Raw genomic sequence first — 19,708 nt, 5'->3', positions numbered from 1 at the left:
ACCCGTGCGCGCGGGCGGGTGTGACCCCACCCACGTACCGTTAGCAAGGCTAATGATCTAGACTGGAGCGGTGTCGAGCTCCCGCAGATCCAGCCGCAGCCCGGCCACCGTCGGGGGCGACCTCCGCGTCGCCCTGACCCGGGTCTCCCGCCGCCTGCGTGCCGAACGCGGCGAGGCCGATCTCCCCGAGGGCCAGTTCGGGATCCTGACGGTGCTCCACAAGCACGGCGAGATGTCCCCCGGTTCCCTCGCCGAGCACGAGCGCGTCCGGCCCCCGTCGATGACCCGAGCCGTCAACACGCTGACGGAGCTCGGCCTCGTCGAAAAGGTGGAGCACGCGACGGACCGCCGTCAGGTCGTCGTACGGCTCACTCCCGCAGGTTCCCGCGAGGTCGCCGAGACCCGGCGCCGGCGCGACGCCTGGCTCACCAAACAGCTGTCCACCCTGACCGGAGAGGAGAGAGAGATCCTCGCAGGAGCCAGTGAGCTCCTGATCAGGATCGCCGCTCGATGAGCGCCACTTTCGCCAGCCTGAAGTACCGCAACTATCGCCTCTGGTTCGCCAGCGCTCTCGTCGCCAACATCGGCACCTGGATGCAGCGCGTGGCCCAGGACTGGGTCGTACTGACCCTCCTCACGAACAACTCCGGCGTCGCCGTGGGTATCGTCACCGCCTTGCAGTTCATCCCCCACATCTTCCTGTCCGCCTGGGCGGGGCTCCTCGCCGACCGTGTCGACCGCCGCAAGCTCCTGATGATCACGCAGGGCGGCATGGGTGTGCTGGGCCTCGGGCTCGGTCTGCTGGTGCTGTCCGGCGCGGCCGAGCTGTGGCACGTCTACGTGTTCGCGACCCTCCTGGGCGTGGTGAGCGCCGTCGACGGACCGGTGCGCCAGACCTTCGTGGCCCAGCTGGTGCCGACCACCCGGCTCGCGAACGCCGTCGGCCTCAACTCGACCAACTTCAACGCCGCACGGCTCATCGGCCCCGGTGTGGCAGGCCTGCTCATCGCCGCTGTCGGCACGGGGTGGGTGTTCATCATCAACGGCATCGCGTTCGGCGCCGTGATCATCTCGCTCGCCCGGATGCGCGACCTCCAGCCCTTGCCGATCGCCTCGCGCGCCAAGGGCCAGATCCGCGAGGGCCTCGCCTACATCCGTGGTCGCAGCGACATCGTCGTGATCATGGTCGTCATGGGTGTGGTCTCGACGTTCGGCCTGAACTTCCAGCTGACGTCCGCCATGATGGCGCGCGTCGAGTTCGGCCGGGGCGCCGGCGAGTACGGCATCCTCGGGTCCGTCCTCGCCATCGGCTCGCTCGCCGGAGCCCTCCTGGCGGCCCGGCGGGAACGCCCCCGGGTGCGGCTCGTGCTCGGTGCCGCGTTCGCGTTCGCGGTCTCGATGGGGGTCCAGGCGGTCATGCCGACCTACCTCGGTTACCTGTTGATGTGCATCCCGGTCGGCTTCGCGTCCCTGACCATGCTGACGTCGGCGAACGCCGCGATCCAGCTGTCCGTGGCCCCGGAGCTGCGTGGCCGCGTCATGTCGATCTACGTGATGGTGCTGCTCGGCACCACGCCCCTCGGCTCGCCGGTGGTGGGCTGGATCGGCGAGGAGTTCGGCCCGCGGTACGCCGTGCTGATCGGTGCGGTGGCGACGCTGCTGGTGACCGTGCTCGCGACAGTGTGGGCGTACCGCACGTGGCACGTCCGCGTGCGCGCCCGGCTCTCCCGCTCGCACCGCATCCCCCGCCCGTACCTCCAGGTGACGTACCCGGAGCTGGACCGGAAACCGGAGCAGCAGGCCCTAGCGGCCTGACCCGACCGCCGCTACCCAGCGATTGCGCCCGAACTCGCGCTGAGTTCGGGCGCAATCGCTGGGTAGCGCCGCGTCCGAACTCGACCACAGGGCGTGTCGGAGCGCCGTTGTGCACAGGTGGCCGTCGGGCGGCCTGCCCGGTCGGCTCGGCGCTGCTGGAGTGGTCCCATGCCAAAGAGCTTCACGATGCCCCGAGCGGCAGAACCACTCCTCCGACGGCAGGCAGGGCTCCTGTCCACGCTCCAGTGCGAGGAGCTCGGCATCGGACGCGAGGTTCGGCGCCGCATGGTCAAGCACGGTCGCTGGACCAGCCCGGCGCGGAGCGTCTACGACACCGATCCCGTGCCGCTCGCACACAGGGTCCGGGCCGACTTCTTCGATCACGTCGCGCGGTGGCGCACCTGGTTCGCCCTGCTGCTGCACGGCCCGGACACCGTAGCGACCGGCGGCTGCGCGCTCGTGCTGCACGGTGTGTCCGGTCTGCCCCGCGACTTCTCGCTCGAGGTCGCACGTCAGGACCGGTCGCCGCGACAGCGCCGGCACGGGGTCGCCGTCGTCGACCATGCGCCGTTTCCCACCGTGACGATCGGTGGCCGCGAGGTCGCCCGGATCGACCACGCCGCAGCGCAGGCGATCCCCAAGCTCTCACGGCAGAACGCCCTCGCCGTGCTCGACGACCTCGCGCGGTCGCACCGGTTCGGCCCGGTCGACCTCGCCGCGCTCCACGACCTGGTCCGACGCCGCCACGGTGCCGCCATGCTCCATGAGCTGTTCGGTCTGGTCGACACGCGCTCGGAGTCGCCCGCCGAGTCGTTCGTCCGGTTGTCGTGTCATGACAACGGGGCACCTCCGGACGACATCCAGGCCCTGATCGTGATGGGCGGCACGGTCGTGGCCCGCGTCGACTTCGTCTGGCGGCTGCCTGACGGGCGCTGGCTCGTCGTGGAGATCGACGGCATCGGCCCGCACAGCACGCAGCAGGCCCTCGTCCGGGACGCTCCACGGCAGAACCAGCTCCTGGCGTCCGGCCAGGTGATCATGCTGCGTTTCAAACCGGCCGACAACGACAAGCCCGGCGGCGTCGGCGCAGAGATCGCCAGGGTCCTCGCCGCCCATCGTTGGCGGCCGGGTCAGTACACCGGCGCGGGCACCCACATCGACCTGCCCGCGCCCGCGCGCGCCCGCGCCTACCCAGTGATCTGGCCCGAACTCAGCGGGATTTCGGGCCAGATCACTGGGTAGGCCGCCGCACATCCGCCACCCGCCCGCACCGGACCAGCTAGATGCCTACCGCGGCCCGGATCGGTCCGATCAGGAAGTACACGACGAACAGTGCCGCGGCCACCCACAGCAGCGGGTGCACCCTGCGGGTCTTGCCGACGGCGACCTTGAGCAGCACGAACGAGATCACACCGGCCCCGATGCCCACCGTGATCGAGTAGGCGAACGGCATGAGGATCATCGTCAGGAACGCGGGGATGCCGACCTCGAGGTCGGTCCAGTCGATGCCCGTCACCTGGACGACCATGAGGAACCCGACCACCACGAGCGCGGGCGTGGCCGCCTCGTGCGGCACCACCTCGACGAGCGGTGACAGGAACGTGGTCAGCAGGAACGCCACACCGGTGGTCACGGCGGCGAGCCCCGTCCGGGCACCGTCGCCCACACCGGACGCCGACTCGACGTACGCCGTGTTCGACGAGACGGAACCGGCACCGCCCGACACCGCGGCCAGCGAGTCGACCACCAGGATGCGGGTGGTGCGCGGCGGGTTGCCCTTCTCGTCGAGCAGGCCGGCCTCGCCACCGATGGCGACCATCGTGCCCATCGTGTCGAAGAAGTCGGCGATGAGAAGCGTGAACACCAGCAGGATCACGGCGACGGGACCGATCGCAGCGAACGACCCGAACAGCGAGAACTGGCCGAGGAGCGAGAAGTCGGGCAGCGCCACCACGGAGTCGGGCAGGGCGGGGACGTTGAGCGCCCAGCCACCGGGATTGTCCTCTCGCGACCCGATGTTGCCGACGGCCTCGACCACCAGGGCGAGCACGGTCGACGCGACGATCGCGATGAGGATGCCGCCGCGCACCTTGCGCACCATCAGGACGGCGGCGAGCAGCAGCCCGAACGCGAACACGAAGAGCGGCCAGGTGCCGACCGAACCGCCCATGCCGAGCTCGGTGGGGGTCGCCAGCGACGCGGGGATGCGCACGAAGCCGGCGTCGAACACGCCGATGAACGCGATGAACAGGCCGATGCCCACGCTGATCGCGATCTTGAGCTCCCGCGGGACCGCCCGGAACACCGCCTCGCGGAAGCCGGTGATGACCAGGATCAGGATGACGAGCCCCTCGAGCACCACGATCCCCATGGCGTCGGCCCATGTCATGCCCGGCAGGGCGGCCACGGAGTAGGCGACCACGGCGTTCAGGCCGAGACCGGCCGCGAGCGCCATCGGGAAGTTCGCGATCACGCCCATGAGGATCGACATGATGCCCGCGACCAGGGCGGTGGCCGCGGCGATCGCGGCCAGGTCGCCGCCGGACGCGTCGCCGCCGAGGAACTGGCCGGTCCCGTCGGGCACCTTGCCCAGGATGAGGGGGTTCAGCACCACGATGTAGCTCATCGTGAAGAAGGTGACGAGGCCGCCGCGTACCTCCGTCCAGACCGTCGATCCGCGTTCGCTGATCTTGAAGTACCGGTCGATGGCGCCACGCGCCTGGGCCTGGTCGTGAGCCATGGTCCGATGTTCCCCTTCGTTACCCGAGGTTGCTTGCCGACGTGCCACGGACGGCGTCGCGGAGCATCTGCTCCACGGACGGCACCCGTGTCAGCACGTAGTCGACGCTGAGGTGGTGAAAATCCCGGTAGACGGGGTGGTCGGTGTCGCCGACGCCGCAGAGCTGCGCGTCGCACGTCTCCGTCCACACTCCGTCCCAGGTGGGGATACCGTACTTCGTCCACACCTCGGCGCTGATACGCGGCAGGTCACCGTTGGACGCTTCGGCGTCCGCACGCGACATGCTGCAGTCGCCGAGGCCGGACAGGGGCCGGGTGAGGCACTCGAGCGGGTCGACGTCGAGCCGGGGGTTGTCCTTGACGGCCACGACGGCGGGTGCCACGGCGGTGAGGTGGGCGAACAGCTCGTCGTTCGCCTTCGCCCAGGCGCCTCGTGCCTCGCCCGCGGTCATGCGGGTGCCGTCGGGGTGCTGCATGCGGTCCGCGTAGATCTGCGCCTGGCTGACGACGACGGCGTCGGGCCGCAGCTCGTCGACGGCCCGCAGGGACTCGGCCTGGAAGTCGGTGCACGGTCCGCGTTCGGCGGGCTGTTTCACGTCGACCGGTGCGGCGGGACAGCCGTGCCGCCAGCGGACGGCGAGCCGCAGGCCGGCGTCCTGCGCTGCCGCGTCGAACGCCGGGATCCAGTGCATGGCGTGCGAGTCGCCGAGCAGCAGCACGGTGGTGTCGGCGGCGAGGTCGCCCAGCAGGCACACCTCGATGCCCGACGCCGTCTCGGTGGTCTCGGCGCACTCGTACGGGTCGGGCTCCGTGCCGGCGGTGACGGCCGTGGCGTACGGCTCGCGCTGCAGCACGGCTCCGGTCGCCACCCGGGTGCCGACGGTCACGGCGCCGACGGTGAGCCCGATGGCCACGGTGATCGCGGCGGTGCGCCGCCATGACTTCATGGCGCGGCTGAACCGGACGGGGTTCTCGACCCAGCGGTAGGTGGCAACGGCGGCGCCGAGCGCAGCGAGGGTGGCGAGCACCTTGATCCAGATCGCGTCGTTCTGCACCGCGGCGGTGGTGAGCACCACGAACGGCCAGTGCCACAGGTACCAGGAGTAGGAGACGTCACCGATCCGCTGCAGCACCGGCACGGCGAGCATGCGGTCCACCCAGGTGCCCGGTGCGGGGATGCTGCCGGCGGCGAGCACCAGGAGCGCGCCTCCGACGGGCAGCAGTGCGACGGTGCCGGGGAACGGGTCGGTCTCGTGCACGACGGCGAACGAGAGTCCGAGGAGTGCCAGCCCTGCGGTACCGAGCAGCGTCCGGAGCAGCACCGGACGCAGGCCGGACAGCCTGGCGAGCCGACCCCAGGGCAGCGTCGCGACCAGCGCGGCGCCCGCGAACTCCCAGGCGCGGGTGGGCAGCACGTAGAACGCCCAGTCGGGGACGGTCGCGGTGAGCCAGGCGGAGGTGGCGAGCGATACGACGAACGTGCCGGCGAACAGCACCTGCAGCATGCGGCGGGCCGGCACACGGGTGCGCCGGGCGGCCGCGACCGCCAGCAGGATCAGCAGCGGCCAGAAGATGTAGAACTGTTCCTCGATGCCGAGCGACCAGGTGTGCAGGAACGGGCTGGGGGTGACGGAGTCCGAGAAGTAGTCCTGCCCCTGGTACGGGAACAGCAGGTTGGAGACGAACAGCATCGCGGACGCGCCGTGCCAGGCGAGCCGCCCCCACACGAGCGGCGACAGGACCAGGACGCTCGCGAGCAGCGTGACCGTCACGACCAGCGCGAGCGCCGGCACGAGGCGCCGCATGCGCCGGGTCCAGAACTCGACGAGGTCGACCGAACCGGCGCGGTCCACCTCGCGCAGCAGCAGAGAGCTGATGAGGTAGCCGGAGATCACGTAGAAGACGTCGACGCCGGTGAACCCGCCAGGGATCGCTATCCCGGCGTGGTAGACGACGACGGCGAGGACCGCGACGGCCCGGAGCCCGTTGATGTCCGTGCGGAACGCGTGACCGGTGCCCGGTCCGGCAGGGGCCGTGTCGGCGCCGGTGCCGCGGGGCTCGGTGCTCGGCCCGCTGGGTCGGCCGACGGCAGTGGTCGTCCCCTGCGCCATTTTTCTCCTGCTGTCGTTCCGGACGGGTGCGCGGCTCACACCATAACGGGCGCATCGGGTGGGCTTGACGCGTTCTCGGGGAGGGTGTGGGGAGAGCTGCTCAACCGAGGAACACGTGCGAGCAGATCAGCACGGGTGCCGCGGCCGTGCCGCCGTCGCGCACGCACCCGATCGCACCCCGCCGCAGGTTCCCGTCGACGAGGTTGTCCCGGTGCGACGGCGAGTCGAGCCATGCCTGCACCACGTCCTGCGGCGGGCGCCCGGTGCGGCTGAGGTTCTCGGCGGCGACCGTGTCGCCCGGGCAGCTCCGCTGCACCGGCCGCAGGGGTGCGTGCACCAGCTCCGGCGCTCCGACCAGAGCCTTGGCACGGCCGACCGCGACGGCCTCGAGGCAGGCGTCGTGCTCCAGCGGCGGCACGTCCTGCTCGATCCTGGCCGCGTTCACCCCCGCCTCCAGGACTGCCCCGTACTGCTCCGGGTCGGTCAGGTCGACGCTGCCGGAGGTCTCGGGACCGCGCGGGGCGGTGTCCGGCGCCGTCGAGCAGGCGGTGAGCAGCACGGCGACGGTCAGGAGCGGGACGGCGAAGCCGGTCGGGGTGCGGCGCACGACGTCGATTCGACACCGCGCGTCCACCCTCCACAACCGGAGGCAGCACCGTCCGACAGCGCCGCGTCGGTACGGCTAGCCCAGGAACACGTGGGCACAGATCATGACCGGGGCGGCGGTGTCCCCGCCGTCCGGCACGCAGGCGACCGCGCCGCGCGTCAGGTGGCCGTCCAGGATGTTGGCGCGGTGCCCCTCGGAGTCCATCCAGCCCTGCGCCGCCTCCGACGGCGCCCACGCACCCTTGGCCAGGTTCTCCGCGACCGCGTCGGTGGGGCAGGCCTCGAAGATCGGCTCGAGCGGCGCGTGCGCGAGCTCCTTCCCGACCAGCGCGCCGGCCCGCTCGAGCGCCACGTCGTACGCGCAGGCGTCGTGGGCCAGGGCCGGAAGTCCGTTCGCGGTGCGGTGCCCGTTGACGGCGTCCTCGAGGTCGACGGCGTACTGCTCGGCGGCGCTCGGGTCACCCTCGTCCGAGCCTGCGCCCGGGCCCGAGCCCGTGCCGGCGGAGCCGCCGCCGGAAGCTCCCTGGTCCGCGCCAGTGCTCGGAGCCGCGTCCTCGCCGGCCTCCGGCGTCGGCTCACGGCCCGCGCCGCGCGACGCCGAACCTGCCGGTGCGGGCTGTACGTCCACCGCGGCGGACTCCTGGGTGTGCTCCCCCTGGATCGATCCCACCGACGTCGGCCGCGGCGAGGGCGCCGCCTCCACGGGAGCGGCGGCGCCCACCACACCTGGGGCGATCCCCGGAGCGGGCATCGGCTCGGCGCCCGGGTCGAGCACCCCGGCGCACGCCGTCAGGCAGGCGGCCACCGCCACACCCAGGACCACGCGGGCGGCGCGGCGCAGGGCGCGGCCCGGTGGAGCCGCGGACGACGTCGTGCAGCGCGCTGGGAACACAAGCCCGGACAATACCGGCGATCTCGACAGGACGGAATAGCCCGGACGATAAGCACCGAAACACCGCAACCACCGAACGGCCGCAGAGGGACACCGTGACGGTCGAGCACCGGCGGCGGGAATTGCCGGGCTCAGGTCGCACGCGGAACATTCATCGCATACTTTTACGGGGCAGAACGCCCCTTTCCCGCCGACCACCTTAGGTTCTTGATGTCCGGAACGAGCACCAGCAGCACGCCGTGGAACGACCGTCGTCTGACCTTTGTCGGCGGGCTGCATCGCAGCGGCACCACCCTCGTCGCCCGCATCATCGGCGCGAGCGACGACGCCTCCGTGCTGACCGGAACCGGCAACGTGCTGGACGAGGGCCAGCATATTCAGGACGTTTATCTCGGTGGTCTGGGTAATACGTCCGAATGGTCGTTTCATCAGCAGGCGCACCTCACCGAGGAGGACGCGCGGCGCGTGCCCGATGCCGGAGCGCGGCTCTGGCAGAGCTGGTCGCCCTACTGGGACGTCGACCGCACGGTGCTCGTCGAGAAGTCGTCACCGAACCTCACGAAGATGCGGTACTTCCAGGAGATCTTCCCGAGGTCGCGCTTCATCGTCGTCACGCGGCACCCGGTGGTGCAGGCGCTGGCGGTCCGGAAGTGGGCCACGCGTACCCGCGGACGGTTCACCTACGGCTTCCCGCGGCTCGTCGAGCACTGGGTGCACGCGCACGACGTGTTCGCGGAGGACGCTCTGCACATCGAGAACCTGCTCGTGCTGCGGTATGAGCACCTGATGCGGGATCCCACGCGGGAGCTCGGCCGGGTCGCGGAGTTCCTGGGTATCGAGCTCGACGCCGAGGCGGTCGGCGCCATCGACGCGGGGCGCAGCAACCGCTACGCGGAGCTGTGGCAGACCGGCGGCAGAGGACAGCTGGCCGGACGGGTCCGGAGCCACGTCGGAAACCTCGGTTCCCGCAGCGGCACGCCCCGGGCCGACCTGCTCCGCGACGTCACCGACGCCGCGCTGCTTCCCCGCTATCGCAACGTCGTCAACGAGCACCTCGGAGACCGCATCCGCGCCCACGGCTACGACCTGAGCACGCTGGACGAGGCCGCCCCGTGGGCTCCGGTGGTCCGCGGCGCCCCGGCCGTCCTTGCGGCCGACGCCCGATGACGCGGTCCGCACGCGTCGTCTATGTCACCGGCTCCTGCCACAGCGGCACCAGCCTGCTGGCCGGGGTGCTGCGCCAGTTCGGGCTGCACGTCCCCGGACCGGAGGCAGCGGCAGGCCCGACCAGCCCGCGCGGCTCCGCCGAGCCGCAGTGGGTGGTGGACTTCCACGACGGCTTGCTGCGGTCGGCCGACGTGCAGCCCTCCGACCCGCGTCCCATCGCCTGGCACCTCGTCGACCGGGCGAGCACCGAGGGCGGCGCGCTCGCCAAGATCCGGACCTGGCTCGGTGCCCAGGTGGCCGCGCACGGCGACCTCGTCATCAACGACCCCCGGCTGCTCTGGTTCCTCGAGCTCTGGCTGGAGGCGGCCACGAGCGCCGGGAACCCGGCGTCGTGCCTCACCGTGCTCCGCCCCCCGGCGGAGGTGGTCCGCAGCAAGGCCGACCACGACCCCGGGCGCGGGCTGGTCGACCACGTGGCGGGATGGATCAACCTCATGCTCGGGACGGAGCTCGCCACCCGGGCGACACCCCGGGCCTTCTTGCGCTACGCGGACATCGTCCACGACTGGGACGAACCCGTCTTCGGGGCCGCCGCGGCGCTCGGCCTGCCGATGGTCGACCCGGAGGACATGGCAGCGGTGGAGCGGGTGGACGCGTTCGTCGACCCCGCGATGCACCGTGCCGGCGTCACCTGGCGCGACGTACCCGTCCCCGCGACGCTGCGTACGCTGGCCGACGATACGTGGGCAGCGCTCGACGCCCTCCCCGACCACGACGACGCGGGGACCCGCGCCGAGTTCGACCGGCTCCGTGCGCTCTACCCCTACGTCCACCGCAGGACCGCGGCGTCACCGGCCCGGCGCATCGCGCGCATGGTCCCTGGCGAGGTGGTGCCGTCGCTCGTCCGGCAGGGCGTCAGCGGCATGCTCCGCCGGCGGCCGCACACCACGCGCTGACGGCGCACCGGGCAGCCGTCACACCACGCGTGCCCCTCCGGTCGCGGTCGCGTATGCCTCGAGCACGCCGTCGTGCAGGGCCGACTCGTCCATCGCGCCGACGAGCCAGTCGCCCGACTCGACCATGTGCAGCCGCTGCTCCGGGTCCTCGACGGCGGCATGAGCGGCGAAGGCGGCCTCTGCCGGTGACTCGACGACGGTGAGCCGGGTGCCCTCGAATGCCGGTATGTCCCGCACGACGGTCGGCAGACCGACGCGAGCGGCGTCCAGCACGCTGATCGGGAACCCCTCGTACGCGGCGGAGTGCAGGTAGACGTCGGACGCTGCCATCCGGCGCACGCCGTCGTCCACGGTAAGCCGGCCGGTGACCTCGACGCCCCGGTCCGTCAGGGTGCGCACGAGGGTCTCCTCGCCGTCGCCCAGCCAGCGGAAGTGCAGGTCCAGGTCGAACCGGCGGGCGAGCCGGGCGGCCTCCGCGAAGAACTGCGGATCCTTCTGGGCCACGATACGGCCGGCCATCGTGACGGTCCGCGGGTTGGTCGCGACCACCCCGGAGCGCGTCGCGGCCTCCCGCACCGCCGCGGACGACGGGACATTGGGCACCCGCACGATGTTGCGCATGCCCAGGGACCGGGCGACCCGCTCCTCTCGCGGGCTCACCACCGCGACCACCGAACCGTTCGCCGCCAGCGCCCGCTCCAGGGCTCGGGCCCCGTGCCGGACCGGGCCCGGAAGTCGCGGCCGCTCGAAGTAGTAGCAGTGCGGCTGGTAGACGACGGGCACCGGCAGCCTCCGGACCCGCGTGTACATCCCGGCCGGGCCCGAGTGCGCGTGCACGACGTCGGGCGCGATCTCGTCGACGATCTGGTGGACCGCACGGACCCTGGCGACGAACCCGTCCGGCAGGCCGGCCGTGCTCGCGTAGACGCCGTGCCCCTGGGTGCGCCCGACACCCGAGGACAGCAGATGGTGCTCGGCCTCCGGGACCAGCTCCGTCATGCGGTCGATCGCGCGGCCGACTCCTCCGGAATACCGGTCCGCGACATGCAGAATTCGCAACAACGCCCCTCCGTCGCGTGCCGAGATCGCCCTGCACCGGAGAAGAGTTCCAGCGAGCGCCTTTCCACCGAACGTCGGGTCAGATTACCAATGAAAGCGCAGGTAGGCGCGGCAAAGAAACCTCAGTGACACAGATCCACGCATTGTTCCCGGCTGGCGACAACGAATGTCCGCACGTCGGCAGAGGAGTGGCGCTCAAATCACCGGATATCCTCGATAATTCGCAATAGCCGCATTCTCGCGATTGCCGTGACTCGCCGGGCGGGTAACCGCCGGCCTGTTCGTGAAGTCACCGACCGGCGAGGTGCGGCACCACCTTGCGGTACGCCTCGGCATGCCGCCGACCGACCTGCTCCCAGTCGCGCGCGCCCAGGTGCGGCCGCCTCCCCCGCTCCCGGGTCATCCGCGCGACGGCGACCGCCCGGAGGAGGTCCGCCGGCTGGAGCACACGGTCGAACATGATCACCCAGCCCTCGCCGACCTCCCGAGCGAGCGCGTCCGTCGCGGCGCTGCGCGGCACGAGCACCGGCCGGTCGAGCGAGAGCGCGAGGAGTGCGGCACCGGAGCCGTGCGTCTCCAGGGAGGGCAGCACCACCAGCTCCGCGCGACGCACCTCCCCTGCCAGCACGTCGTCGGGCACGGGCCCCAGCCTCGCCTCGATCCGGTAGTCGGCGGCGGCGACCGCCCCGACGCGGTCGGCGAGGGTCGGGTCCAGGGACGTTCCGACGACAGTCAGGCGCATCACCGGGTCGTTGACGGCGCGGAACACGTCGAGCAGCCGTTCGATCCCAGCGTTCCGGCGGATCTGACCGAACAGGACGAGTCGGCCCGGCTCCGCCCTGCTGCCGGGATCGGGCGGGAACACCGACCGGTAGTGGCCGTGCGGGATGGTCACGCTGCGCACGCCGGGCGGCAGCGACGTGGTGGGATCGAGCCTGATCCACAGGGCTGCCCGGCGGTCGAGCGTCGCCAGGACGGACCGCACCAGGCGATGGCGGGACTCGTGCGACGTGGCGTCGTGCGCTGTGCGCACGACCGGTGTCTCGGTCAGCTCGAGCCGTAGCAGGAGCGTGTAGGCGAGCGCCACGTCGACGAGCCGGCCGACCCAGGTCCGCTGCCGCACGAGGAGCTCCGGCCAGTGCACGTGCAGCACGTCATACGCGCCGAAGACCGCCCGAGGCCACGAGAACGTGCGGATCACGATCTCGGGCGCCGCTGCCCCGATCATCTGGTCGACGTACTGCGTGGTGCCGTTCGGAGCGGGCAGGACGTGAAGCACACGGATCCGGTCACGGACGGCCGGCTCGGCACCTGCTGGTTCTCCAGGATCGGCGGTTCCACCCATGCCGCGCGCTAGACGCACCATGCCCCTTTCCGACGAGATGCACAGAGATCCAGGGAGCTGAACACCCGGCAATGGCTGTAGATGGTATTCCCCTGACCGGTACTGCGCACCCGGGACGATGGCCGGTCGGCGACCCACCGAATTCACCCCGGACGCGCAGAGAGCATGAACGGGCTTGACCCGCTCTTGTCCGTAGAATCGCAAGGTGCCAACGATCCGCTCCCTGCTGGCCCACCCGGAGGAGCGCCGGCCCAGCCCGCCGGCACCGCGCGCCGACCTCTTCCGGGTCTTCGGCCTGGGCATGGGGCTGTTCGCGGTCGGGCTCGTCGTGACGCTGGTGCTCCACCTGACCGGCCGGGGCGGCGCCGAGGCCATCGCCATCTGCGGTACGGGCATCGTGCTCGGCGGTCTCGGCCTGATCTGGGCACGCCGGCACCGGTAGGACGCCGCCGCGCGCTCAGCCCCAGGCGCGTTCCGCGCTCGACCCCCAGGCGCGTTCCGCGCTCAGCTCCTCCGCCCGTGCCGGATCCCGCAGCGCCGCCTCCAGCAGCAGCACGTCCGCCCCGGTGAGCTCGGCCAGCGCGCGAGCGAGCCCTTCCGGCGAGGTGGCATGGGCGACTCCCGGTCCTGCCGGGTCTTCCGACGCCCACCACGCGACGCGGGTGCCGTCCACGGTGAGCACGGCGTGGCGACGCCAGGTCGCGGGTGCGCCAGGCACGAGGGCACGGACCCGGGGATCCAGGTCGACCGGCTCCCCCGGCTCGTCGGGGACGAGATCGGCGGCGCCCTCGTACGGAAGGTCCAGCAGGTCCGCCAACCGTTCGGCGACGTCGGGGGGTGCCGGCACCACGGGGCCGAGCTGCGCCCACCGGGGCGTGGCGGCGACCGCGAGATCGTCGGTGCTCTCGACGGTGACGCCGGTGGGCCCGAGCGCGGGGAGCCGAGGTGGGGCGATCGTCCGCGCGTCGTCGGCCCGCGCGAGCGCGGCGAGTCCCGTCCAGACGGCACGCGCGACGTCGACGGGCGGCCGGTCGTCCCCCCGTGCGGCGGGCAGACGGTCCAGGACCGTCTGCCACTCGTGTCCGGGCAGGTCAGCCAGGTTGTACAACCCGCCGAGCGCCGTCAGGAGGTCGTCGCCGAGGCCGGCGGTCTCCGGTGGGGCAGGCGGTAGGAGCGGCGTGTCGCTGAGCGCGAACGGGCCACCGAGCCGGCGGCGCAGGAACCACGCCGGGTACGACAGGGCCTCGCGGCCGGGAGTGTCGGGCGACCGCACGGGGGTCAGCAGGGCGCGGCGCAGATCAGGTTCGGCGGAGATGCGGTCGAGCGCCGCCGCGAGCGGCGTCCCGTCGGCGGGATCGCCCTCCGTGGGATCCCGCAGCGCGTCGAGGTCCGGTATGGCCGCCACGTCACCGATCCACACACCCGGACCGAGCTCGTCCGCGAGGTGGTCAAGATACTCGTCCCAGTCGGAGAGCCAGCCGGCCGGATCGTCGGGCCCGTAGTCGGCATCGTCGCCGTCGTCGGGCGTCAGCACGTCGACGAGCCGGTAGACGCCCAGGTCGGCCCTGGCTCCCGCCGCGGTGAGGGACTGCGTCCCCCAGCGCTCGACGACGTCGTCCCGCACCAGGGCGAGGTCGAGGTACCGCGCCGCCCACGTCCCGGGCAGCGCCGCCTCACGCAACGGAACGACGTCGCCGTCCGCCACGACGGGCAGCTCGCCCAGCCAGAACGGGAGGTCGGCCCCGGGCTCGGCGGCAGCGAGGCGCACGAGCTCGAGCACCGCGGAGACCGTCTCGGCGGGCGTCGGGTCGTCGAACCCGCCCGGATCGTCGGCCGCCGACGCGGAGTCCGGTCCCGACGCGGAGGCGGACCCCGATGCGGAGAGCACCGCCCCGAGCTGTTCCCCGTCGCCGTCGTCCAGCACGTCCTCCGCCGCGGCGAGCGCCGCCGACCGGACCGCGGTGTCCGCGAGCAGCCCGCGCGGCGTGGTGGGCGTGGCGCCGGCGCGCTCCAGCACGGGGTGCGCTGCCTCCGGGTGCACCACACGGACCCCGAGGGCGCGGGCGATCCCGGCGAGGTGCGGCGCGGCCAGCAGCACGGTCCCCCGTGCGCCCCGGGTCACGCGGCCGTCGGCGAGCGGGAGCGGCGCCCCGGCGACGGCCTCGAGGACCGCGGGTTCGCTCGCATGGGGTGCGAGGGCCGTGAGGGCCGCGTGCACCAGCCTGGGGTCGGGTGGCAGCATCTCGACGAGGTCGGCGAGGTCCACGGGGTCGGCGCCCAGCGAGCGGGCCAGTGCCTGATGGCGCACCGGCACCGTGACGAGCGCCGACGGGGCACCACCGGCGAGCGCCCGCGCGAGCGCGGCCTCCTCACCCAGCGGCCCGGCGAGGAAGACGGCATCTCTCGGCGCGACCCGCTGTGCTGAGGTCGAGGGGGTGCTCAACCGGAGGAGCGGGGTGTCGCGCAGCGCGTCGTCGGCCGATCTCCGGATCGCGGCGTCGACGTCGCCCGCCGGGAGCCCGGTCGGCACCAGACCGAGGACCTCGCGGTCCGCGCCGAGCTCACCCAGGAACGCCGCGTAGGCCCGTCCTGCCTCGGCAGCCACGCGGTCCGACGTCGGCCCCGGGAGCACGCCGCGCCGCCCCGGGTCGACCGGGAACGAGGCGATGAGCAGCGCCGGGAACGAGAGCCGGACGTCCGTGGGGGTCGGCGCGTGCAGCATCGGACGCTCCGTCACGCCGGCCCCGGCGGTGGGCAGCGCCCAGAGCACCGACCAGTCCGGGCGGCGCGCCTCCGACGGCAGCGACCCGTCGTGCTCCAGGGCCCCCGCAGCCCGGTGCACCCGCCACCGCGAACCGACGTCACGCAGCACGCGCCGGCTCGGTGACGCCGCGGTGTCCGGGCGGTCAGAACCCGGCTGACCTGCGAAGTCGTCCTGGATCACCACCTCGTCGAGGGCGGGGAGGGCGAGCAGGAGGGCGTCGTCGAGCGCGGTGAGCTGGGCGCTGACGGCGGCCACCGCGTCGGCGTCCCGCAGCAGGAGCTCGACCACGGTGTCGGGCTCGTCCGCCGCGGTCCCGGTTGCCGGGAACGGGAGCCGCAGTACGGGCAGTGCATCGCCACGCGCCTGGGCCTGGTCGACGAGATCGGTCGGTTGCCGGCCGTCCGGACCGGGACCGGGACCGGGACCGGGACCGGGACCGGAGAGCGGACCGGGGTCCGCGTCGCGCGTCTCGTCCGGTCCGTGCCCCAGCACGGCGCGGGTCGCGGCGAGCGAGAACCGCACACCACCGTCCCGGGAGCGCACCAGCACGTCGTCCGACACGGAGCGCACGGCCGCGAACCCGACGCCGAACCGCCCCACGACGCCGCCGGGTCCGGGGACCTCGCCGCCGGGCACCGTGGTTTTCGCCGAGGCGCGGAGGGAGGCCAGTGACGCGACGCCGTCGGCGTCGAGCGGCGCCCCCGAGTTCGCGGCGACGAGCCGCCAGCCCGTATCGCCGCCGGTCCCACCGTCGTCGGTGGACCCACCGGCACCGGGACCGACCGGCTCCAGGCGCAGGACGAGCCGCCCCGGCACGCCTGCCCGCGCGGCGGCGTCGGCGGCGTTCTGTGCCAGCTCGACCACCACCCGGTCGCGGTAGTAGCCCCGGGCGTGATCCTCCTCGGCGTTCGCGTCCTCGCGAAAACGGGTCGGCGACGCGCGCCACGCCTCGGTCACCGCGCGCCGCAGCGCGCCGGTGCCGAAGGGATCGTCGGTCACGTGGAGGATTCGTCCCCGTTGCCCGGGTGCTCGGCGGCCGCGTCCTGGACCGGTCGGGGGGCGACCAGCTGGGCGGTCTCCACCTCGTGCTCGTCGATCAGCGGTGCGGGCGCCGGCCAGTCGGTCGGGTGCTCCTCGACGTCGGTCTCCGAGTGCGCGCCGCAGCCGTGGTCGAGCGAGACGACCTTGCCATCGTCGGGCGACCACTCGTTGGCGCACACGCCGAAGAGCTGTCCCATCGACCCGGACAGCGGGATCAGGAACGCGCACGTCATGCACTCGGCCGCTGCCGCGACGGCACCCGCCGTGGTGGGCCCGCGCGAACCGCGGTACCAGCGGTCCGCGGCCTCGGCCCGCCCCTGGGGGGACAGCACACGGGTCCGGGCGAGCGCGAGCTCGTCGATCGCGACCTCGTCCATCTCGGGGTCGCCCGTCGCCGTGTACCCGGGCTCGAGCCTGGGGTCGTCGGCACGGAACGGCAGCACGTCGCCGGCGCCGACATCACCCGGGCGCAGGCGCTCGGACCACGGCAGCCAGGCGGGGGCGAGGATCGCCTCGTCGCCCGGCAGGAGCTCGACCTCGCTGATGGTGGCGGTCCGGCCGCGCGGCACGCGCGTCACCGTGACGGTCCAGTGCCAACCGCGGTAGCCCCGCATCGTGGCGGCGAACCGGTGGGAGACCACCCGTTCGTCCTCGAAGAGGGTGCCGAGGTGCTCCCCGACGTCGTCCGGCCGCTCGGCGACCTCCTGTGCGGCGGCGCGGGCGAGCTCGGTGGCGCCGTTCAGCACGGCGTCCCGGCTCGAGCGTGCGGCGATCCTCCGGGTGGGTGTTCGGGTGGCGGGCGCGATGGTCGTGACCATGTTCCTCAGGACCTCGTGGGGGGTGTCAGGCGTCGAAGTCGTCTGCGACCTTGCGCAGCATCTTGGCTAGCGTCTCCGGGTTCTTCGGATAACGCCCCTTGCGCAGGTCATTTGCTACGCGGTCCAGCATCTGCGTGAGATCGCCGACGATCACAGCCATGTCGTCGGCGGGCTTCCGCTTCGCTTTGGCGACCGACGGGGCAACGTCCAGCACCTTGACGGCGAGCGCCTGGGGACCACGGCGGCCGTCGGCCACTCCGAAGTCCACCCGAGCGCCCGGCTTGGGCACTACGCCCTCGGGCAGGGCGGAGGCGTGCAGAAATACCTCGCCTCCGTCCTCGTTGGCGATGAAACCGAAGCCTTTGTCGGTGTCGAACCACTTAACCTTGCCGGTGGGCACTACGACCTTCTTCTGTGCTTGTCAGTACTGCTCGTCGAAACTGCTCAGAGAAACTACTCAGAACGGCCTGGTTGCTGCGAGCTGAGCGCGCCACCGCCGGCCGGAGGCACCAGGTTACCGGGCAGATGCCCACCACGTCGCATGCATTCGGCACTCTTCGCCCGGACGCCGTCGCCGGAGCCGTCTCGCACGAGGCCCCCAACGGCCCTCAGGCCCGGATCCCGAGGTCGGCGCCGAGCCGGAGCGCCACCTCGTCCAACCACGCCTCGGGGTCGGCGACCGAGCCCACCTGGTGCCCGAACAGCTCGAACGAGATCACGCCGAACAGCGCGGTCCACGCCATCAGCGCACGGCGGACCACCTCGGGCAGCCCGTCGTCCGACAGGTCCGGTTCCGCCATCAGGCCGTGCTCGGCGATGAACGACAGCGCGGGCGCGACGGTCGACGGATCGGTGGCGGCCCGTGCATCCGGCACCACCGGCGGTCGGGCGCCCGCCGCATAGGCGTCCCCGACGATGCGGACGAGCACCCGCACCACCCGGGTGGCGGGGTCGACGGTGTCCCGTGGTGCGGCGTAGCCGGGCACGGGCGTGCCGTAGAGCAGCCCGAACTCCCCCGGGTGGGCGACGCACCACGCCCGCACCGCGCGGCAGGTCGCGAGCCAGCGAGCCGCGTGGTCGGAGCGGTCGGCGACGCCGGCGTCCGCGCTCTCCGCGGTGTCCCCCAGCTCGTCGTAGGCCTCGATGAGCAGCGCGGTGAGCAGCGCGTCCCGGCTGGGGAAGTACCGGTAGACGGCCGAGGAGACCATCTCGACGTCGCGTGCGACGGCGCGCAGGGACAACGCGGCAGGACCGTCGGTCCCGAGGCGCGCTCTGGCCGCGTCGAGGATCTCGCGGGTGATGGTCTCTCGGGCGAGGGCGCGAGCTGTGCGGGCCGGACTCATGCGCCCAGGCTGCCACGGTGGATCACCGCACACAAACGTGAGCACCGCTCTTGCCAAGGCATGTCCGGCCGTGGCAGGCTGATCGCACAAGAGAGCACCGCTCTCAGAATGGAGCATCGATCATGACTGACCGCCACCTCATCGTCGGAGCAGGCCCCGTCGGCCGCCATGTCGCAGGCCTGCTCGCCGAGCGCGGGTCCCGCGTCACCGTCGCGAGCCGCTCGGGACGCAGCACCGGGATCGACGGCGTCGAGCACGTCGCCCTCGACGCCTCGGACGCCGACGCGCTCGCCCGGGCCGCCGAAGGCACCGACCACCTGTACAACTGCGCCAACCCCGCCGACTACACCCAGTGGGAGCGCGTCTGGCCCCCGCTCGCCGCGTCCCTCCTCTCGGCCGCCGAGCGCTCCGGCGCCGTCTACGCGATCACCGGAACGCTCTACCCGTACGGCCCGGTCGACGGCCCGATCTCCGAGGACCTGCCCGACGCCGCCACCGACCACAAGGGCCGCCTCCGGGCCCGGATGTGGGCGGAGGCCAAGGCGGCGCACGACGCCGGACGGATCCGCGCCGTCGAGATCCGTGGCTCCGACTACATGGGCCTCGGCGTCGGCGGCAACGGCCACATCTCGCGCCTCGTACCCGACGCGCGGGAGGGCAGGCGCGTCACGATGATGGGCCGCACCGACCAGCCGCACACGTTCACCGACGTGCGGGACGCGGCCCGCACCCTGGTCGCCGCCGCCGAGGACCCCGGCGCCCACGGCCAGGTCTGGCACGTGCCGAGCAACGCGCCCGTCACACAGGCGCAGGCCCTGACGGACGTCCTCGCGAGCGTCGGCAAGCCGCCAGTACGGATCTCCGCCCTCCGCGGCGCAGCGCTCGGCGCCGTCGCGCTGGTCTCCCCGTTCATGCGGGAGATGCGCGAGATCGTCTACCAGTGGGAGCGCCCGTACGTGCTGGACGACTCCGCCGCGCGCACCCGCTTCGGCATCGCCCCGACCCCGTGGGAGGAGGTCTGCCGCCGGACCGCACAGGGCTGAGGCCGCGCC

General features: G+C 72.6%; 17 protein-coding genes. 7 read left to right on the top strand and 10 right to left on the bottom strand.

Going from position 1 to position 19,708, the window contains the following annotated elements; translation table 11 throughout:
* Positions 1-70 precede the first annotated feature (70 nt).
* The 3 genes from ACFSL2_RS20230 to ACFSL2_RS20220 all read left to right on the top strand — a co-directional run bounded on the left by ACFSL2_RS20230 (position 71) and on the right by ACFSL2_RS20220 (position 3,057).
* Entirely contained in the window at positions 71-514 is a 444-nt protein-coding gene (locus ACFSL2_RS20230; RefSeq protein WP_377199557.1) for a MarR family winged helix-turn-helix transcriptional regulator, read from the top strand.
* On the top strand, positions 511-1,815 hold the full coding sequence (locus ACFSL2_RS20225) for an MFS transporter (RefSeq protein ID WP_377199556.1): 1,305 nt from the start codon (positions 511-513) through the stop codon (positions 1,813-1,815). The genes ACFSL2_RS20230 and ACFSL2_RS20225 overlap by 4 nt, the downstream gene beginning before the upstream one ends.
* 168 nt (positions 1,816-1,983) lie before the next feature.
* On the top strand, positions 1,984-3,057 hold the full coding sequence (locus ACFSL2_RS20220) for a hypothetical protein (RefSeq protein WP_377199555.1): 1,074 nt from the start codon (positions 1,984-1,986) through the stop codon (positions 3,055-3,057).
* A gap of 37 nt (positions 3,058-3,094) precedes the next feature.
* Here the strand turns inward: ACFSL2_RS20220 and ACFSL2_RS20215 are convergent, their stop codons facing one another.
* From ACFSL2_RS20215 to ACFSL2_RS20200, 4 genes are all read right to left on the bottom strand, one after another.
* Complete coding sequence (locus ACFSL2_RS20215) at positions 3,095-4,555, bottom strand: NCS2 family permease (protein WP_377199554.1); 1,461 nt, start codon at positions 4,553-4,555, stop codon at positions 3,095-3,097.
* A 19-nt stretch (positions 4,556-4,574) separates the two neighbouring features.
* Complete coding sequence (locus tag ACFSL2_RS20210; RefSeq protein ID WP_377199553.1) at positions 4,575-6,665, bottom strand: acyltransferase family protein; 2,091 nt, start codon at positions 6,663-6,665, stop codon at positions 4,575-4,577.
* Positions 6,666-6,765: 100 nt separating this feature from the next.
* Positions 6,766-7,272, bottom strand: a complete 507-nt coding sequence (locus tag ACFSL2_RS20205) for a CAP domain-containing protein (RefSeq protein ID WP_377199552.1) — start codon at positions 7,270-7,272, stop codon at positions 6,766-6,768.
* A gap of 75 nt (positions 7,273-7,347) precedes the next feature.
* Positions 7,348-8,163, bottom strand: a complete 816-nt coding sequence (locus tag ACFSL2_RS20200) for a CAP domain-containing protein (protein WP_377199551.1) — start codon at positions 8,161-8,163, stop codon at positions 7,348-7,350.
* Between the two features lie 210 nt (positions 8,164-8,373).
* Here ACFSL2_RS20200 and ACFSL2_RS20195 point away from each other — a divergent pair, with 210 nt between their 5' ends.
* Both ACFSL2_RS20195 and ACFSL2_RS20190 read left to right on the top strand, forming a co-directional pair.
* A complete protein-coding gene (locus ACFSL2_RS20195) occupies positions 8,374-9,330 on the top strand; it encodes a sulfotransferase family protein (RefSeq protein ID WP_377199550.1) in 957 nt (318 codons plus the stop codon).
* Positions 9,327-10,286, top strand: a complete 960-nt coding sequence (locus tag ACFSL2_RS20190) for a hypothetical protein (RefSeq protein WP_377199549.1) — start codon at positions 9,327-9,329, stop codon at positions 10,284-10,286. Before ACFSL2_RS20195 ends, ACFSL2_RS20190 begins: the two co-directional genes overlap by 4 nt.
* Positions 10,287-10,304: 18 nt before the next feature.
* Here ACFSL2_RS20190 and ACFSL2_RS20185 read toward each other — a convergent pair whose 3' ends face one another.
* The gene (locus tag ACFSL2_RS20185) at positions 10,305-11,345 is read right to left on the bottom strand and encodes a glycosyltransferase (RefSeq protein ID WP_377199548.1); all 1,041 of its coding nucleotides are present in this window, start codon (positions 11,343-11,345) and stop codon (positions 10,305-10,307) included.
* A gap of 289 nt (positions 11,346-11,634) precedes the next feature.
* Positions 11,635-12,711, bottom strand: a complete 1,077-nt coding sequence (locus ACFSL2_RS20180) for a glycosyltransferase (RefSeq protein WP_377199547.1) — start codon at positions 12,709-12,711, stop codon at positions 11,635-11,637.
* Positions 12,712-12,895: 184 nt separating this feature from the next.
* Between ACFSL2_RS20180 and ACFSL2_RS20175 the strand changes: the two genes are divergently transcribed.
* A complete protein-coding gene (locus ACFSL2_RS20175) occupies positions 12,896-13,132 on the top strand; it encodes a DUF2530 domain-containing protein (RefSeq protein ID WP_377199546.1) in 237 nt (78 codons plus the stop codon).
* A 15-nt stretch (positions 13,133-13,147) separates the two neighbouring features.
* Here the strand turns inward: ACFSL2_RS20175 and ACFSL2_RS20170 are convergent, their stop codons facing one another.
* From ACFSL2_RS20170 to ACFSL2_RS20155, 4 genes are all read right to left on the bottom strand, one after another.
* On the bottom strand, positions 13,148-16,453 hold the full coding sequence (locus tag ACFSL2_RS20170) for a sacsin N-terminal ATP-binding-like domain-containing protein (protein ID WP_377199545.1): 3,306 nt from the start codon (positions 16,451-16,453) through the stop codon (positions 13,148-13,150).
* On the bottom strand, positions 16,450-17,313 hold the full coding sequence (locus ACFSL2_RS20165) for a DUF3027 domain-containing protein (protein ID WP_377199544.1): 864 nt from the start codon (positions 17,311-17,313) through the stop codon (positions 16,450-16,452). The genes ACFSL2_RS20170 and ACFSL2_RS20165 overlap by 4 nt, the downstream gene beginning before the upstream one ends.
* A gap of 25 nt (positions 17,314-17,338) precedes the next feature.
* Positions 17,339-17,713: a cold-shock protein gene (locus ACFSL2_RS20160; protein WP_377199543.1), complete on the bottom strand. Its 375-nt coding sequence runs from the start codon at positions 17,711-17,713 to the stop codon at positions 17,339-17,341.
* A 208-nt stretch (positions 17,714-17,921) separates the two neighbouring features.
* Positions 17,922-18,656, bottom strand: coding sequence for a TetR/AcrR family transcriptional regulator (locus ACFSL2_RS20155; RefSeq protein ID WP_377199542.1), 735 nt, complete (start codon positions 18,654-18,656; stop codon positions 17,922-17,924).
* Positions 18,657-18,778: 122 nt separating this feature from the next.
* On the opposite strand from ACFSL2_RS20155, the gene ACFSL2_RS20150 reads away from it, so the two are divergent.
* The gene (locus tag ACFSL2_RS20150; RefSeq protein WP_377199541.1) at positions 18,779-19,699 is read left to right on the top strand and encodes an NAD-dependent epimerase/dehydratase family protein; all 921 of its coding nucleotides are present in this window, start codon (positions 18,779-18,781) and stop codon (positions 19,697-19,699) included.
* Positions 19,700-19,708 lie beyond the last annotated feature (9 nt).

It is taken from the genome of Promicromonospora aerolata, assembly GCF_042682255.1.
Taxonomy (GTDB): Bacteria; Actinomycetota; Actinomycetes; order Actinomycetales; family Cellulomonadaceae; genus Promicromonospora; species Promicromonospora aerolata.
This window is presented reverse-complemented; position numbering and strand designations above follow the sequence as displayed.

Bases quoted from the DNA above. Each gene is read 5' to 3' on its own strand.
- ACFSL2_RS20225 (WP_377199556.1), top strand. From the start codon at position 511: ATGAGCGCCACTTTCGCCAGCCTGAAGTACCGCAACTATCGCCTCTGG.
- ACFSL2_RS20165 (WP_377199544.1), bottom strand. From the start codon at position 17,313: ATGGTCACGACCATCGCGCCCGCCACCCGAACACCCACCCGGAGGATC.
- ACFSL2_RS20215 (WP_377199554.1), bottom strand. From the start codon at position 4,555: ATGGCTCACGACCAGGCCCAGGCGCGTGGCGCCATCGACCGGTACTTC.
- ACFSL2_RS20180 (WP_377199547.1), bottom strand. From the start codon at position 12,711: ATGGTGCGTCTAGCGCGCGGCATGGGTGGAACCGCCGATCCTGGAGAA.
- ACFSL2_RS20220 (WP_377199555.1), top strand. From the start codon at position 1,984: ATGCCAAAGAGCTTCACGATGCCCCGAGCGGCAGAACCACTCCTCCGA.
- ACFSL2_RS20210 (WP_377199553.1), bottom strand. From the start codon at position 6,665: ATGGCGCAGGGGACGACCACTGCCGTCGGCCGACCCAGCGGGCCGAGC.
- ACFSL2_RS20190 (WP_377199549.1), top strand. From the start codon at position 9,327: ATGACGCGGTCCGCACGCGTCGTCTATGTCACCGGCTCCTGCCACAGC.
- ACFSL2_RS20150 (WP_377199541.1), top strand. From the start codon at position 18,779: ATGACTGACCGCCACCTCATCGTCGGAGCAGGCCCCGTCGGCCGCCAT.
- ACFSL2_RS20195 (WP_377199550.1), top strand. From the start codon at position 8,374: ATGTCCGGAACGAGCACCAGCAGCACGCCGTGGAACGACCGTCGTCTG.
- ACFSL2_RS20155 (WP_377199542.1), bottom strand. From the start codon at position 18,656: ATGAGTCCGGCCCGCACAGCTCGCGCCCTCGCCCGAGAGACCATCACC.